Raw genomic sequence first — 16,623 nt, 5'->3', positions numbered from 1 at the left:
TCACGCAGCAAGAAATGCTTCTATAATTACTGTCCGCAGTTAACGCACTGTTCCACCATTGACAATTTACGATCGGTGATCATGGCTGAGAATCTCGACACACACATTGGAGTCTACACGGGTTCTTTCGATCCTATTACACTGGGGCACTTGAGCGTCATACAGCGGGCCAGCCGGCTGTTTGATCGGTTAATTATTGGCATCGGGATCAACACCGAGAAGCAGCCTCTGTTTTCTCCAGAGGAACGCGCCAGCTTGATGCGCGAAGTATTGCTACCTTACGCGAATATCAGTGTCGAGATATTCAGCGGTTTGGCGGTGCGTTTTGTACGCAGCCGCGGTGCACGAGTCATGGTGCGAGGTATTCGCCCATTGACGGACATTGCCGGTGAATTCACGATGATGATGGCCAATCGTCAGTTGGACTCCGAGATCGAGACCATCTTCCTGATGTCCGACGAAGAAACTTCGCACGTCTCCAGCTCGCTGATTAAGCAGATCGTGCCGCTGAGCGATGACGAGATGTTAGCCAAGTTCGTGCCAGCTCAAATCATCAAGCCGCTACGCGCCAAGATACCTAGGGTTTAGCTCACCACAGCTTGCGTCTAACCAAGCCGGTCGCACACCGCGCAGTTACATGACTGCGAAACCCTGAACGGATGCGGCCACCGGGCGCATGGTTCAACCACAACCGGTACGGTTAAACCATAACCAGTTCTGTCCACAGACTAGGGTTTTCAGTGACAGCAGCCTCCAGTCGATGGGTCAGGCAGTGCATGCCCAGTTCACGATCTTGCACAGCAAAGTAGAATCCAATCGTAGGAAAGTCCTCCAGATTCAATCCATGCAGTGCATCGAAGTGCAGTGCGGCCACAATCCGGTATTTTCCATCGGCCACGCGCGAGCGAATTGACATTAATTCGTCCGGTGGCATCGGCGAATTGGCTCGAGCGCGGTTGATCGACGTCCAGCCAAAGTATGGCAGGTCCGCTTTGGGGCCACGGCCCAATGGCAATAGACCAAAGCGATGGCAGAATCGAGTGGCTCGATGAATCTCGCGAGATGGTCGCGTGTCAATCCACAGGTGCAAACCATCGCTGTCCTCCAGTCGCGAATCGCGACACCACGGCAACGTGGTCTTGCCCTGCACGTCTACTTGGAAGAACATGGCGTTGGTGCCCACTGCCACTCGCACCTGTGCAAATCGATTTCCGCCACCCAGCTCTTGGCTCAGGCAAGGTACTATCGCTTCGTCGGGCAAGGTTTCGGGGTGGGTGCTATAGTTGCGTTGCAGGCGATGAACGCGCAGACGCACATGCAGCAACATGCACGGGTCCAGCTCTGGCAATTCTGCAGTTTCGGCCACGGTGACTACTTCTTTCCTTGTTGGCGTTTGAGCTGAAAAAACTGGGACAAAATGGCTCCGCACTGCTCGGCCATCATCCCGCCAGTCAATTGACAGCGATGATTCATGCGCGGATCGTCCAGCAGCCGAAATAGCGAAGCCACCGCTCCCGCCTTCGGATCCGGCGCACCGTAAACAACTCGGGGTATTCTGGATTGCAGTATCGCACCGGCGCACATGGGGCAGGGTTCCAGGGTGACATACAAGGTGCAGTCCTGCAGTCGCCAACTTGTTAAGCTGGCAGCTGCCTGAGTGATCGCGATCATTTCCGCGTGAGCTGTCGGGTCTTGCAGAGTCTGGCGCTGATTCCAGCCTGAGCCGATGATGCGCCGGTTGTGAACGATTACCGACCCGACTGGAACTTCATCGGCTTCCAATGCCTGTTCTGCCAATGCATAAGCGCTGCGCATGAAATGACGATCCCAGTCCATGATGTCCGCCGCTGGCTGGTAGAACTCGTCAATACCATCGTCGGGGCTAGGCTCGGCAATCACTGGCCTGCTCCCACTGCCGCCGCTTCATCGTTCAACTGCCGCCAGCGAAGGTTTTTGATTTCGACTCGCGATCGATAGGCGCAAAGTCCCAGCGGCTGGCAAGCGAAGACTTCGATGCGCGTTGAGAATTCATGGTCTTCTCGTTCCTGATTAAATACTTCCTGGTCATCGATCCAGCCACGAATGAACTCCTCGTCCACCGCCAAGCGAAATGTGTACCACTGCTGATTTTTAAACTCGTGGTAGCCCGATGTTTGGTTTTCCGAGGCATCCGCACCATCGACGCTGGACAGTCCAACCACTCCACCACCCCAGCCACCGCCGATGAACGAGCAATACGATTTTCCGACGGGAAAGGTCAAGCCGCACAGGAAATCGTTGCCCGAAGTTCGTCGAGCTTGGAACTCAATTTCATAGTTCTGGGTTGGGAAGTTCTTGCCCTGGTAGGTGATACCGGTCATCGGATTGCCCTCCTCCATGACCAGTAGCTGGCCATCGCGGTACACTTTTCCGGGCTTATAGAAGTCGGTTGCAGTCCAGCCCTCCAAGCCTGTCTCGGCCAGCAGTTTTTTCCACGGCATCTTGCCGTTGACCGCCGAGTCTGCGTTTTCTTTAGGGGCGGCCGGCACCTTCGAAGTGGACTCTTGGCCCCACACCCCAGGCAGTTTCGTCCACAGCCCACCGGACAAGAGCAAAGTGATTACAACACGTACCCTAAGAGAGGGGGCTAAGGATTGTGACGGTAAAGCAGCCATTGTGGTATCCACAGTAGATGGTCGGCCAAGTTGGCGATTTCGGAACCTCGATCAAACATTTTGGGCCAAGCCAGCCGAATGATGAACTAGGGAATAAGAGAAACTCCAACAGAATCTCGAAATTTTACCGCTATGCAAACTCAGTTTACCACCACCGCTCAGAGCGCCGTTCCTCTGGTCACGCACGTTCAATCCAGGGCGCTTCAGCTACCAACTGGAGCCAAAACTTGGAGTCCATGGTGGCAACGATTGAATCAATCTGCTGGCAAAACCATCAGAATCGCCTCGATCTGCATGGCCGCCTACTGGTTGCTGCTGTTCGCGGGGACACACCTACCAAGCGCCTCGCTTCCGGTCTTGCGAATGAGCGACAAGCTGCTGCACATGGGGGCCTTTGCCGGATTAGCGTTCTTGGTTGCTTGGGCGATCCCAACGCGGCCTGGAGGACATCTGACGCGAGCGGGAGTGACGTTCTTGATCGCCGGTGGCTATGGGTGCGTTGACGAGTTGACGCAAAAATTCATTCCTGGGCGTCATTGTTGCCCCTACGATTTGGCGGCAGATGTTGTGGGTGCTGCCTGCGGCGTTGTCCTCTACCTGGCAGTCCGCAAAACGCTGTGGTGTTTCGATGCTGGTCGCAGGCTGATCCTGATGATGTCTCGCTGACCGATCACTGTTTCAAAAATGGACGTTCCAACCGATTGAAGGACCGTCAATCTTTGCAACAATAGGGCACTTCCATGGCCCCTCAGGACGGACCCCCCAAAGTGGAATCAGCCCACGTGCAGCGCATCGACGACGAGCAGTTTCTACGATTGTCACCGTCGCAGCTCCAGTCGCCCGCAGACATGGAGACTATGCAAACACAGCCGACATCTGATCGACGCATGAATCGCATCGCGCTCTGTCTGGCACTGATCACCGCAGTTTCAACATTCTTCACCGGTGTGGCCGCCTGGGTACCGCAGGCGCTGACGGCAGAATCCCAATTGGTAGGCACGATGCTGCCTTTCCGTCAAGCGCTGCTGGCCAACTGGGCTGACGGCCTTCAATTCGCGCTCGGTCTGATGGCTATTTTGGCGGCGCATGAATTGGGGCATTATGTAATGACCTTGATCTATCGCGTGCCCAGCACGCCTCCGCTATTCATCCCCCTCCCCTATTTTTCTCCCTTTGGAACGATGGGTGCCGTGATTATGATGCAAAGCGGTCGTGCGGATCGCCGGCAGATATTCGACATTGGTATTGCCGGTCCACTGGCAGGACTAGTCGTGGCGATCCCCCTGATTATCTACGGCCTTATGCATCCCCATGGCATAGCTTATGCGCCCGAAGGTGTCATCCGCATGGGTCAACCGCTGTTGATTCAGTGGCTAGCTGCTTGGATCACACCAGAAACGGCCGGTCATTTTTTAATGATCGACAACGACCAGGCCACACCGCTGCTGATGGCCGGTTGGGGTGGTCTGCTGGTGACAGGCATCAATATGATGCCATTGGGACAGTTGGACGGTGGGCACGTTACGTTTGGACTGGTGGGTGATAAGTCGATTCACATCGCCCGCGCGACGCTGGCCGCCGCTGTGGCCTTCATGCTCTATCAGCAAGTTATCGTCTTCTCGCTGATGTTAGTATTGGTAGTGCTCATGGGTCTGCGCCATCCGCCGTCCAGCGACGATTCACGCTCGCTGGGCTGGAGACGGCAAGTGTTGGGCTGGGCATCACTGTCGCTGCCGCTGCTGTGTGTCCCGGCCAACCCTATCGTGTTGGTAGGCTAATCCACGAGCCAAGTCATTGTCCCCAGGAAAGTGCGCCGCTGTGAGGGTGCCCGCCGCTGGCTACGCGGTCCATTTATGGGGATGCTGACGAAGTTGCGTACTGGGGGCCGACTACTTTACCGCAGTGAAATTGAACTATAATTAATCGAATCGAGCCCATGGGTGGTGTACACGGCATTGCCTGAGGACTCGGTACAGGAAATCATTATCGGTGGATTAAGTCTAAACGCCAGAAACCCTTTGCATGGAGACCCTGACCCACAGTGCAAGAACACTATCGCAGCGAGAGCATTGCTCGCGAACGAGCTGTGCTGGCCCGGCTAATTGGCCCGTCGGACGCCTTTACGGACAACCCACTCGATGAATTGATTGGCCTGGCTGAAACAGCCGGCACTGCCGTCGTAGGTGGCGTAACACAGCGACGCGAATCCCCTGACCCCAAGACCTATTTGGGCAAAGGAAAAGTCGCTGAACTCAAGCAGCTCGCCCAAGACCATCAGGCCGATGTCGTCATTTTCGACAACGACCTATCTCCCAGTCAAACGCGGAATCTGGAACAGGCTTTGGAAACCAAAGTCATCGATCGCACCGAATTGATTCTGGATATCTTTGCTTCCAACGCACGCACCCGAGAAGCGCGCCTGGCTGTTGAATTGGCGCAGCTTGAGTATTCCCTGCCGCGTCTCAAACGCCTGTGGACGCACCTGTCGCGTCAGACCATGGGCGTCGGCATGCGCGGTCCAGGTGAAAAACAATTGGAAGTTGACCGTCGCCTGGTAGAAAAGCGAATTCACGAGTTGCGCGATGATATGTCCAAAGTGCAAGCTCGCAAAGCGCGCGAAGTCGCCGGCCGTAACGATTTCATGACCGTGTCGCTGGTTGGCTATACCAACGCGGGAAAGAGCACGCTGATGAACCATTTAACCCAAGCCGGAGTCGAGGCGGTGAACAAACTGTTTGCCACTTTAGATACTCGCACACGTCGCTGGAATTTGCCCAGTTGGGGGCCGGTGCTGCTGAGCGATACGGTAGGATTCATCCGCGATCTTCCGCACAATTTGGTCGCCAGCTTCCGCGCGACGCTGGAAGAAGCCCGCGAAGCTGATCTGCTGATTCACGTGGCCGACGGCAGCAATCCGGCCGTGCTGGACCAGATTTCCGCCGTTTACAATGTGCTGCACGAATTGGGTATCGACGAAAAACGCACAATCCTGGCGGTCAATAAAATGGATGTTCCCGGTGCCGATCGTTATTGCGGAGCGGTACTGGCACGCTACCCGCACGCAATCCCGATCAGTGCGCACTCGGAGCAAGGCTTGGATCAATTGACCGCTGCGGTCAGCACCGCACTTAGCGATGGCTTTGTCAGTCTTGGCATTCGCCTGAACGTTACCGATGGTCGCACACTGGCCTGGCTGTCGAAGGTCGGCGAAGTGTTAAGTCAACAATTCCATGACGACTATGTCGAAATCCATGTGCGCTTGCCGCTACGCCACGCCGGACGCTTGCGCCATGCAGGGTACGCCATTGAGGTGCTGGGCAGCGATCAGCCCACAGCCACTGAGGCGACCGACGAGAATTGGCAGTCGTGGTTGCCGACAACTCGGGTGCTTCCACATCAGACAAATGCACTATCGCAAAGCGATATGTTACCACCGCCAATGGCTGACGAGGACGTTGCGTAACGCGCGCGGAATCACTGGGCAATGGCAGGAGACAAAGTGACCAGTGAAGTCGTAGATGCACGCCACGTTTACGCTCAGCGTCTTGCTGAGGCGGTAGGCAATTTGTCTCGACTGCAGCGACTGCTGGGGCAATTGGTGCGGATTCGTACCCTCATCTTTGCTGGCGTCGTAGTTGCACTGTTCTTGGCGTATGTCGGCCAGATTGTTCCGCATGTACTGTCTCCGCTGGGATGGTCGTTAGCGGTGGCCTTTCTGGTAGCTATTATTCGCAATGAGCACTTGCGCTTTCGGCATCTGGAGTCCAGCCACGATATCGATTTTTGGGAGCGGATGATCGCGCGCATCGATCGCAACTGGTCCCGCTTACCCGCTCAGGGCTGGTTACCCGAAGTTACACCGCCTGCGTACGCCGACGATTTGGACATTGCAGGCGGTTGTAGCCTACTTAGCCTGTTGTCGTTAGCGGGAACACACCCCGGACAAGCCGTTTTACAACGTTGGTTGTGTGATGTGCCCACCTGGGAGCAGGTGCATCAGCGACAAAACTCCGTGCAAGCGTTGAGCAGCGTACGCGATTTTCGTCTGGAATTGGTGCGGCGCATCTCCAATATTGGCTTTGGTGCCAGCCAGCCTTATGAATTGGTCCAGTGGGCACAATCGCCGTCGTGGCTAAAACAACATCCGCTAGCCCATCTGCTCAGTCGCGTCGGACCTGGCATTTTGCTGAGCGGTGCCGGCATGCTCGCGTGCGGATTGTGGCGCGGTATCCCATGGCTCACCAACGCAGGATTTATTGGCTTAGCGATGGGGGCGGTGACCAACATCTTAGTGACACTGCTGTGGGGCGGATGGATTCACGCTGTATTCCAACGTGTCATCGGACAACATCAGGCGACTCGGCAGTTTACGCAGGTTTTTTCCATGCTCGAACAGTTGCCCAACGACGGTGGCCTGTTGCAGCGGATTCGTCAGACGTGCACACGCGAGCCGACCTGCGCCGTGATTGGCTATCAGAGTCTGAATCGTCGAATCCGTTGGGCATCACTTCAGAATAGTGCACTGCTGTATCTACCCTATTTGATTCTGCAGCTCCTCTTGCTGTGGGATTTTCGCGTCATGCGTTGGTTGGAAGCTTGGAAGCGGCGCTTTGGCAGCAGTGTTCACAGTTGGTTTGAAGCCCTGGGGCGTTGTGAAGCGTTGACCAGTGCAGCCACCTTGGCCGACGAGAATCCCGACTGGGCCTATCCAATCACGCAGCAGCAACCAGAGTACTTGTTAGATGCACGGCAATTGGGCCATCCGCTGATCGCGGCCTCCAAGCGCGTCGTTAACGATGTGCAACTGACCGGTATCGGGCCTTTGTTGCTCATCACTGGCTCCAACATGGCTGGCAAGAGCACCTTTATTCGCGCCGTTGGAGTCAACCTGTTGTTAGCGCGTACCGGCAGCCCCACCTGTGCGGCGTATCTGGCGGTGCCGATATATGAACTGGCCAGCAGCATTCGCATTCGTGATAGCCTGCAGGATGGGGTCTCGTTCTACATGGCCGAACTGAATCGGCTAAAAACCATCGTCGATACCGCGCGGCAGCACAGCCAGCCTGAGCAGCCTCGGTTGTTTTTTCTGTTAGACGAAATACTGCAAGGAACAAACAGTCGCGAGCGACAGATCGCCGTCAGTCGCGTCCTGCAGCAGCTCATCAACCTAGGTGCCGTCGGACTGTTGTCGACCCACGACCTGGAATTGGCAAAAGTCGCCCCGCTGTCCGAGTTAGCTCAGGTCGTGCATTTCCGCGAGTACTTTGAGAGCGATGCTAGCGGCCGGCAAGTCATGCGATTTGACTATCGACTCCGTCCCGGCGCAACCCCAACAACCAATGCGCTGAAACTTCTCTCCATCGTTGGCCTGGACCCCGATCATCAGACCCCGTAGTGAATTGGCCAATGCATGTCGATTGGCCTAGCCAGACCCGCAGGCCTTCTCGGTGCAGGGTTTGGTGATGGAATCCGTAGCCGGCCACCCTAATCGTCGTGCCATCACTTTCAACGCACCTGGCCACCGCGTGGACGCATCTGTGATCGGAACTATGAGCAGCGTCAAGAATCGTCGCAGAATGACTGGAACGCTCACGGCGTGGTGTCTATTAGGGCCGAAACCAGTATCGCAATCGCTTGGCCAAGTGTTGATACAAGATGCGCTTGCGGCAGGAGATCTACGAAGAAATGTTGGTCGCATTCACCAGTTGCTGCCACACCATTTCGGAACGAGCAGGGTCGACTGGGGTCTCCTCCTCCTCCTCCTCCTCCTCCTGAGACACCTCTCCTCCCCCTCCTCCAACTTGATGATGCATTTGAGTGAAGCTGTGTTTCGTCGCTACGCAACCTAGAGCGTGAAGGGTTTCTTAGTTCACGATAGTTGCCGTTTGCTCCGCCCACACGGCTGGCATGTTCCACATCGAACACATCCACCGACCGCCCCCAACAAGTGAAGAACTGTTTCCTCAAGAATATTCTGATTTAAGAAAAAAAAATGCTTGACACGCGCTGGAATATCCACCCTAATTGGACCTGCAAGCTGCCCCAGGATTAGTTTGCATAGGCACGACGCCTCTGACGAAGCGAAGAACCCCACTATTCCATTGGGTATTTTCTGTCTTTGCAATTCGGGCGACATTATGAAAACAGCTCACAGCTTAGGCAGCTTAGGCAGCTTCTGCGTCTGGCCCGGAGCTGCGTTCGCCAGAGCGTGGCGCGCTGTTACTCATCGCGTATCTTCATTCCCAGGCGCTCCTTGGGCTGGCGCGTCTTGGAAGCGCTGCTCATCCGCCTCTGCACGTACCCCAGTCGAATCAGCAGTTACCGCAGATATTCGGGTCTGCTGCACGCGACCCGCCCCACCCCTCTGCGCAGCGACTCCGTGCCTGAGTGCCTCGGTGAAAGCCCCAGCCCGAACTTCCCAACCCGCTGGGTCAAGCGAGGGACAACCTGCTCGCCTGGCTGACGCAACAGACTCTGAACGCCCCTTATTGCCAGTTCCAGTCATGCTGCCAATTTGAATTCAAGTCTTCGAAACCTCATCGCGCTCCGGAGTCTCCACCATGAACCGCACCGTCCTCTGGCGTTTCCGATCGGCTCTGAGCAGGCAATCATCGTCCAGCCGAAACAACAATCGTCGTCGAGTCCGCGCACTGCTGCTGGAAACATTGGAGGATCGCCGAGTGTTGTCGGCTGATCTGATGCTGGATCAGCTATTGGTCGGCCAGGCGCTGCTCAATGGCTCTACCATTTCAGCAGAGCAATACCAGGTCGTCGAAAACGTACCGGAACTGCGAATCTGGCGGAATGAGGCGCACAGCCTGATTGCCGCCAACAATCAGCGGGAACCGGCGACCAAGCAGGCCGTTGGACAATTGCTGGAAGATCACGCTGAGACTGCGTTGGCTAGGACGCTATCGGCTGTTGGCTCGACTTCCGAAAGCGCGCAGCGCCCCGTCTCTCAAGGTACGCGCAATGTCGCCTCGGCCATCTCGCAGTCGATTGCCGGTACCAACTGGCAACAGTATTTTCAAAGCGACCCAGTGGTTTCGGCCAGCCAGCTCAATGTGGCTATCGCCGATGGCCAGCCACCGCCGGATGCTCCGCTGCTGGCCACGCCGCCCAAGATCGACTCCAGCGCCATCTCCCAAGCGCTGCTGGCCGCCACATCGCCGACACATCTGGTCGGCGGACAACTTATGGGTCCTAGCGCCAGTAACAAAAACTTAGTTCAATCGATGCAGAATGCTGAGAGTCAGATGATGACCTCCGGTGGTGGCAACCAGCCATCCTCAGGTAGCTTTAGCATTGAGTCTCAAGAGGAAGCGGTGGACTACGGATTGCGTGTCCAAACACACTCCATAACTGGTCAGCAGATATCCCAGGCCGTCGATGGCTCGTTGATCGCTAGCCTGTTTGGCCAGACGTTTACGCAACCCAGCCTGCAGCTTGACTCCGCCACGGCTTGGAGCCCATTGTCTCTGGCAGAGGAAGGTGAAGACGGCCCCAACGGTTCTGGCACTGGTGGCAGCGTGTCGAACGATCCTCCGGCCATTCCGCATGTCGATTTCCCTCAGATACGCTTTGCTGCCAGCGGCGTCGATCCGGGCAGTTTCGAGCCAGTCGGGCTGGTCAGCTTTACCAACGTGCGGCAAGACCCGATTACGCCAACCGGCTTTGGTTCGCAGTGGACTCACACGGTCACGGTCAATTGGACCAGCCACGATTTCTGGACCTATACCGAAACATTGTCGATGACCTATTTTGTTTCCGAATCCACACTCGATGGCGGCCCTTTATCTGAACTGGAACCGCCACCGGGGGACGACCCTGAGGATGATCCGGAGAATGATCCTGGGCTTAGTGCCCAATCACCGGACAACCCATGGCACACAGAGGGTGATTGGTCCAGTAACGTCAGCACGACGCGGGTCGGGTTTGTGTTCATGACCTTTACCGCCGCACGGGGCACCACGACCGCCACCGTCAACAGTCCGCTATTTAGCAATATTGGGGGGGGCACACGTTGGACCATCGCCCTGAATTACCTGGATGCTGTTCAAACCGTAGCCAGCGCATCGGCCACAGCTTCGATGAGCACCGCTACGGCCGGTGGTGGCTCAACCTCGGATGATCCTGGCTACACCGCCGGCAATGGCCCGCCCATAACGGCCCCCGGTTCTGGCAGTGGTAATGCGACATCCGACGTGACCGGCTCGGCCTCCTGGTCAGCAGCATATCGGGCCACAGAGCTAGTGCATGCCAGCCTGAATATTGCCAACACCCCCTTCCTTTTTCAAATCGGTGCCACGCCTGCGCAGAACATTGTTGATCGGCTGATCAACGCTAGCGGCTTTACTCAGGAGGCGCGCGGGTTTGAGCAGACCGAAAGCCTCAGTACTTCGCTGAGTTCGGGAGACCTCAGTCGTACAGTAGACCCGGCTAATCCTCAGGCTCCGCCAGCACCGGTCATCGCCCCAGGTGGCCGTACGGACATCGACTACGACGAAACCATCAGCCAGATGAACGCAGCGTATGATGATATGAGCATGCCCTCGGGTACGGTTGGCAACAATGATGCACCTGTTGTGCCACTGAGCGCACTGGGGTGCCAGCCCTATATTGAATACCTTGCCGATTATGCATCCTCCGTTATAGCAGGCTCAGCGCCGTCGGCAGTAGAGGCCTGTTTTGTTGGTGCAGGCTTTTCACTGGCCGCATCCAGCAGCCGTTCCAGCAGTGGGACGGCATCGGTCAACGGCCACTGGCACGTTATGGGAATTCTGCGTGAAGCTCAGGGACAATCCCATTGGCTGGGAGCCTTCGGCGGTTCGGAGGATTCGGCCAACGCGCAACTGGATGCCGATGGCCGCGACGATGGGCAACTGGTTATCAAGCCTGAAAGCCAGACCGAACCCAATCCGGCCATTGGCGGCACCAGCCAATACAAAGCCCTGTGGTTTAAGGGCATCCAGGCGCTCGGTAACGGTCAAGGTAATGCCAACCAGGATTCGACTTCCGCCATTACCAATGGTCCTGATGACGCATTTGCGTGCTCAGCCCAACGCAGATGGCACCGCTCAGCATGCTAGCCACAGCCATGCGTCGGGTCAGGACGTGGAAGAGATCATCGCCGAGCGGTTCGATCACGGGGTACTCAGCGATGGGGATGGCACGATCACCACCAACGGTGTTACCAGACTGACCTTCAAGCGCAAGCTGGTCGATCAGGGCCACGGCCACGGCTCGGCCTCAGCCCAAGCTGACGATCCGGCGCAGGCCAGCGGCCAATTAACAGCCGATGCACCTGGAGCAGGCTGGTTCATCGAAGACACAATGACGCATATCCGCCATGAGTATCCCAGCTGGTACAAGACGACCAACATCACACACACCGAAGTCCACGAAGCGCGCAGCAAACAACAATTTGGCGCATCGGGTACGTTGGTCGATGACCAGCCTGTGTGGAACGGTGGGGCTGCACTGGGCAAGAAACACACGGTCTACTACCGCGCGGCCACGCTCCAAGATTGGTATGCGGCAGAACACTATCACGACCATCTGTACACCAAATACACGATAGGCGACACCTACACCGCCACCATCACTCCTGACCAGCCGCCGAGCGAGAGTTTTGACCTTTTCGGCGACACTCACAAAAACGTCACTGGATCGTACCGTAAGCCCTCGTTCGAGTTGACAACGCCCGGCCAACAGGTGATCGTCTCGGGAACCTATCCCGACTCCGAAACCGAGCTCGAGATCATCCGGACAGATATAGGGATCGATCCTAGCGGTCAGCAAGACACCGGCTGGTAGACGCGCATCTTGGATGGCGTGCAGATAGCGCTAGACGTTGGCGGCTTTGCCCCTGGCATCGGCATCCTATTCGACTTAGCCAATGCTGGTGTCTCGCTGGGTCGTGGCAACGATCAGGAAGCATTAATCAACCTGCTTGCCTCGATACCCGGATTCGGAGACGCAGCCAAACTAGCCAAGATGGCCGCCGCCGGTGGTGGCGCCGGGATTGCCGCCGCTGTGGCGCTTAGCAAGCTGAACAAGGCGACAACGGAACTTCATCACGCTTGGCCGAAGTATCTGGGTGGACCACTCAAGCAAGATTTGGTAGAAATGCCAAAAGCCCTTCACCAGTTGTACCACAGTGGTTTAGACAAAATATTGCCCCGTCAGTGGGGGAAAAACTACTTCGACAACCTCAGCGCGACCGGCCGAGCGCAGTTGGCAGCGGACTTGGCTGCATATACCAAGGCATTTGACTTAAAGCACGGTACCAATCTGTGGCAGTCGATGTTGAATAATGGATTCCCTGGACTATGACCATGAGAAAATCAAGTATCGAATCTATTTCATCAGTTGAGATGCGAGAAAATCCAATTTGGCGTTTCGCAAATAGGCCACGAAGTAACGAAACGGAATTAACCCCGGTCAAGAAACTTCCTTGCAAAGACCTGAAGGGACGTTTGGTTGCGGCACAAGTTACGCTTGCAGATGGAACTACGGTATGGAGTTTTCTCGGGAATATCGATACGACCAACGCAAGATTGACTGAACATTTCATTACAATATCCGTTGAAAACAATGGGAAATGGTTCCATTTAGCGAGGTACCATGACTTTGACTATGAAGACCGCAGTCCAGCTCGTCTCGCTGCTTTTCTCGAAAGAGATGTCGAGTCGGTCTTCCCGATTCATTACGACATACGTGCATTTGTCCTCGGTGAGTCGGACGCTTTGAAAGGCACGATTGAACTAGAGCCGCAAGAGCGACTTACGCGAGCTGAGATTATCGCAATGGCCGTTCCGTAATCGATTGATAGTGCCAATACTTGGCTGCTACACTGAGTAGCATGGATTTTTGGGCAATCATCTGCCGATCGCCAAGCCCAAGTCTGGGGCCATGCGGATTGGCTGGAAGGTATACGAATCGTTGGAGTCCCCTGGGGACACAGCAATCTGTCGCACTTCAAACTTCATCGAAGACACAATGACGCATATCCGCCATGAGTATCCCAGCTGGTACAAGACGACCAACATCACACACACCGAAGTCCACGAAGCGCGCAGCAAACAACAATTTGGCGCATTGGGTACGTTGGTCGATGACCAGCCTGTGTGGAACGGTGGGGCTGCACTGGGCAAGAAACACACGGTCTACTACCGCGCGGCCACGCTCCAAGATTGGTCGATCAATGGCGGCTAAGATCACCTGTATACCCAATACACAGCTGAGAACACGTACACCGCTAATATCTCATCAGACCAGCTACCCAGCCAGAGCTTTGCAATATTCGGTGATCCGCACGTCAACGTCAGCGGGTCTTACCAAAGCGGTCTGCCGTCTTTGGAGCTAAGCACACCGGAGGCTCTGGTATTCGTTTCGGGCACCTATGGACCGGATGGCAGGACCGAGTATGAGATTGTCTTACCCACTACGGTAACCCAGTCCGAGGAAGAACCAGAGGCCAGTGACTGGTGGACGAGGGTGCTCGATGGCGTGCAGCTTGGGCTGGACGTCGGCGGCTTTGCCCCTGGCCTTGGCATCCTATTCGACCTAGCCAACGCGGGCATCTCGCTGGGTCGCGGTAATTATGAAGATGCAATTACAAACCTGATCGCCACGATCCCGGGCTTTGGAGATTCAGTTAAAATTGTGAAAATGGCTGCCGCCACCGGCCGCCCAGCGGTCGCCGCTGCTGCAGCGTTAAGTAAGCTGAACAAAGCCCCAGTTAAGGGACTGGTCGACAATGTTGTGGTTAAAGGAATTAAAGTTGCGGGTGTCTTTAACCACACTGTTAAGTCGTTAGATGACGCTCTCGCAACGATACGAAAGGCGATGCCTGATACGGTAGAGTTACCACGAGCAATTGCCGGACAACCGTATCCAAGTCCGCCTCCGGGAGTTAAGAAATGGTTCCAGATTCATCCGCCTGAACCCGGCGTGGGCAATAACTTACCCCACATCAAATTCGCGGACTGGACGAACGGGAAAAAGGGAACTGGGGGTTCATGGGGACATATCTTCTTTCCCGAATAGCAACTATGATTTCAGAGTACGACTATGACTGCAATGATTGAGATTTATTACAAAAAGCCAGAGGACTTACGGCGTGAGGAGTTGACGCGTGAGAAGGTTGCGACGTACGACGGCGAGATCACCTACCGTGAGATCGACTTGCCGGATTCGGTTTGCTTGACTGTCGAATTTCCCGATTGGGAACGTGCCGAACAAGCTACGATGGAACTGCGGAATTCAGGTGAGCACGTCGAGGGACCATCGGATTATTGATTGATCTTGTAGCCGTGCCCCAGTTAGTGGAGTCGTATCGCAAATAGGCCATACGACGCCGTGGGCGCAGATGACCGCTGCTCAACGCAGGGCGTTTCAGCACTCATATTCTCGGCATGCCCAAGAGCTTGGGCTTCCTGCCTGGAGCCAAAAGAACGCAGAAGCCTTGCGGACTCAGTTCAATAACATCGATGGATATATTCGCGAGAATGGAACCAAGATTCCTAATCCACCGAAAAAGCCGTTCAATGGCCAATCGGTGGATGTGAACTTCTATGAGGCTTGGTTTAACGGAACGAAGTATTACTACTACGAGACGCTTGACGACATCTTCATCAGCGCAGGGAAGGCGAGGTGACAGAATGGATGCTACAGAGATATACGTTCTGTGTGGTAGCCGCTCGAAGGCAGTTGCGAACAGGTTTTTGGATGCATTCGGAAGGAGTCGAACGCAAGTTGCGGAAGAGTACCCGTACCCTGAGTTCGCAGACGAGCCAGAAATCACGTACAAGAATCCTTCCGAATTGATTGAACGTTTGGAGAATGATCGCGAGTCGAGTTACTCAGTGTACTGGGATTGCGATTCCGAAGGTGAACCGGACCAAGTCATGCTCTTTTTTACTGGTGAGGGTCGAATGATTGTGGGCATTGGTGGCCCAAAGGGTTCAATCGAAAGCGAGCTAGAAAAGATCACGAAGCTTGTAGAAGGGCAGTATGGATATGTAACAAGCGGCAGTTGCCCTCCTGAATCATTCGATGAATTCGCAGAGATAGCGACCTCATCAACGCTGCCTAGTGTGGTTGAAGGACGATTGCGAAGCAGAACGAACTGAAGAGCGGCGGCAGGAAGCCGCCGCAATGTCTTAGCAGGATGCGTTCCCCGGTTGGGAGCGGAAAGGCTGCTACCATTGGCAACCCGGAAAGAAGTGGAGGCCGAAGGCAGCCCGATGGCGGGCTCCCCTGGGGACACAGCAGGATGGCTGGGGGTAAAGTACGGGCGCCGTGAGGTGGTCCCGCTTTCACGGACAGCCCAGTCTCTTGCGCCGTCAGACGTAGTTTGATTCGAACACCCCCGCCCCCGCTCGCGCTGGGGGACACAGCAATCTGTCGGGGGGACAGTGGATTGACAGAATAATTTGATGGGTTTGGGGGATAAGGGCGAACGGCCCGATAGATAATCGCTAGTTTGGTTGTCGCTGCTTCGGTGCAACGCAATATTGCCCGAGTACGGCTTGCCGAAATTGGCATTCAGCTAGGGAACCCGTCAGCTGACGTGAGGCAGAATCAACATCATTACGATGCCTCGCATTACAGCCCTGCAGGCAGTGTATTGCCGGCTCTGAATTGCGGGGCAGTTTGCCAGTTCCGCGACAGCCGCAAGAATTCGCGTTAGACTTCTAACAATCGCCGCGCGGCAGTATCCATCGTAAAGCGTTTGCGTCGGCGCTGACTGCGGTGAGCATCCACGACACTGGGCTTGCCGGCTACAAGCTTAAACAGTTTGCCGAAACTGCCGACCAGTTCGCCAAACGTGTCGGGTGACATGCCAAGCTTCAGTCGTTCAAATATCGGCGGAGCCCTTTCAGGCGTGCTACCGCGTTTGCCCGGAACAACTTGTCGCGCCGTCCAGTCCAGCAGTTGGATATATTCGACAGTCGTCAGGTTC

17 protein-coding genes are annotated in these 16,623 nt (G+C 55.6%); 13 read left to right on the top strand and 4 right to left on the bottom strand.

What is annotated here, in order from left to right; all coding sequences use genetic code 11:
- The first annotated feature begins 81 nt into the window (after nucleotides 1–81).
- Nucleotides 82–588 carry a pantetheine-phosphate adenylyltransferase gene (gene coaD / locus KF752_19985; GenBank protein ID MBX3423843.1) on the top strand — a complete coding sequence of 169 codons (507 nt, stop codon included), beginning with the start codon at nucleotides 82–84 and terminating at the stop codon, nucleotides 586–588.
- A 112-nt stretch (nucleotides 589–700) separates the two neighbouring features.
- Here coaD and KF752_19980 read toward each other — a convergent pair whose 3' ends face one another.
- Genes KF752_19980 through KF752_19970 form a run of 3 tightly spaced genes read right to left on the bottom strand, consistent with a single transcriptional unit; the run spans nucleotide 701 to nucleotide 2,594 of the window.
- A complete protein-coding gene (locus KF752_19980; GenBank protein ID MBX3423842.1) occupies nucleotides 701–1,366 on the bottom strand; it encodes a hypothetical protein in 666 nt (221 codons plus the stop codon).
- A gap of 5 nt (nucleotides 1,367–1,371) precedes the next feature.
- The gene (gene tadA / locus KF752_19975; GenBank protein ID MBX3423841.1) at nucleotides 1,372–1,836 is read right to left on the bottom strand and encodes a tRNA adenosine(34) deaminase TadA; all 465 of its coding nucleotides are present in this window, start codon (nucleotides 1,834–1,836) and stop codon (nucleotides 1,372–1,374) included.
- A gap of 59 nt (nucleotides 1,837–1,895) precedes the next feature.
- Nucleotides 1,896–2,594: a DUF1080 domain-containing protein gene (locus KF752_19970; GenBank protein MBX3423840.1), complete on the bottom strand. Its 699-nt coding sequence runs from the start codon at nucleotides 2,592–2,594 to the stop codon at nucleotides 1,896–1,898.
- A gap of 192 nt (nucleotides 2,595–2,786) precedes the next feature.
- Between KF752_19970 and KF752_19965 the strand changes: the two genes are divergently transcribed.
- From KF752_19965 to KF752_19910, 12 genes are all read left to right on the top strand, one after another.
- Nucleotides 2,787–3,320, top strand: coding sequence for a VanZ family protein (locus tag KF752_19965; protein MBX3423839.1), 534 nt, complete (start codon nucleotides 2,787–2,789; stop codon nucleotides 3,318–3,320).
- Nucleotides 3,321–3,394: 74 nt separating this feature from the next.
- Nucleotides 3,395–4,432, top strand: a complete 1,038-nt coding sequence (locus KF752_19960) for a site-2 protease family protein (protein MBX3423838.1) — start codon at nucleotides 3,395–3,397, stop codon at nucleotides 4,430–4,432.
- 263 nt (nucleotides 4,433–4,695) lie between these two features.
- Complete coding sequence (gene hflX, locus KF752_19955; GenBank protein ID MBX3423837.1) at nucleotides 4,696–6,117, top strand: GTPase HflX; 1,422 nt, start codon at nucleotides 4,696–4,698, stop codon at nucleotides 6,115–6,117.
- Between the two features lie 21 nt (nucleotides 6,118–6,138).
- On the top strand, nucleotides 6,139–8,049 hold the full coding sequence (locus KF752_19950) for a hypothetical protein (GenBank protein ID MBX3423836.1): 1,911 nt from the start codon (nucleotides 6,139–6,141) through the stop codon (nucleotides 8,047–8,049).
- Nucleotides 8,050–9,214: 1,165 nt separating this feature from the next.
- The gene (locus KF752_19945) at nucleotides 9,215–11,743 is read left to right on the top strand and encodes a hypothetical protein (GenBank protein MBX3423835.1); all 2,529 of its coding nucleotides are present in this window, start codon (nucleotides 9,215–9,217) and stop codon (nucleotides 11,741–11,743) included.
- Entirely contained in the window at nucleotides 11,691–12,470 is a 780-nt protein-coding gene (locus KF752_19940) for a hypothetical protein (GenBank protein MBX3423834.1), read from the top strand. Before KF752_19945 ends, KF752_19940 begins: the two co-directional genes overlap by 53 nt.
- 18 nt (nucleotides 12,471–12,488) lie before the next feature.
- Nucleotides 12,489–12,989, top strand: coding sequence for a hypothetical protein (locus KF752_19935; GenBank protein MBX3423833.1), 501 nt, complete (start codon nucleotides 12,489–12,491; stop codon nucleotides 12,987–12,989).
- Nucleotides 12,990–12,991: 2 nt separating this feature from the next.
- Nucleotides 12,992–13,477, top strand: a complete 486-nt coding sequence (locus KF752_19930; GenBank protein ID MBX3423832.1) for a hypothetical protein — start codon at nucleotides 12,992–12,994, stop codon at nucleotides 13,475–13,477.
- Between the two features lie 178 nt (nucleotides 13,478–13,655).
- Entirely contained in the window at nucleotides 13,656–13,871 is a 216-nt protein-coding gene (locus tag KF752_19925) for a hypothetical protein (GenBank protein ID MBX3423831.1), read from the top strand.
- 141 nt (nucleotides 13,872–14,012) lie between these two features.
- A complete protein-coding gene (locus KF752_19920; protein MBX3423830.1) occupies nucleotides 14,013–14,705 on the top strand; it encodes a hypothetical protein in 693 nt (230 codons plus the stop codon).
- Between the two features lie 24 nt (nucleotides 14,706–14,729).
- On the top strand, nucleotides 14,730–14,957 hold the full coding sequence (locus KF752_19915; protein ID MBX3423829.1) for a hypothetical protein: 228 nt from the start codon (nucleotides 14,730–14,732) through the stop codon (nucleotides 14,955–14,957).
- Nucleotides 14,958–15,027: 70 nt separating this feature from the next.
- A complete protein-coding gene (locus KF752_19910; GenBank protein MBX3423828.1) occupies nucleotides 15,028–15,315 on the top strand; it encodes a hypothetical protein in 288 nt (95 codons plus the stop codon).
- Between the two features lie 1,031 nt (nucleotides 15,316–16,346).
- On the opposite strand, the gene KF752_19905 is transcribed toward KF752_19910, so the two are convergent.
- The coding region (locus tag KF752_19905) for a hypothetical protein (GenBank protein MBX3423827.1) at nucleotides 16,347–16,623 on the bottom strand (277 nt) is incomplete at its 5' end.

The organism is Pirellulaceae bacterium (genome assembly GCA_019636385.1).
Taxonomy (GTDB): Bacteria; Planctomycetota; Planctomycetia; order Pirellulales; family Pirellulaceae; genus Aureliella.
Note: the sequence above shows the minus strand (reverse complement) of the source record. Positions and strands in the feature narration are given on the sequence as shown.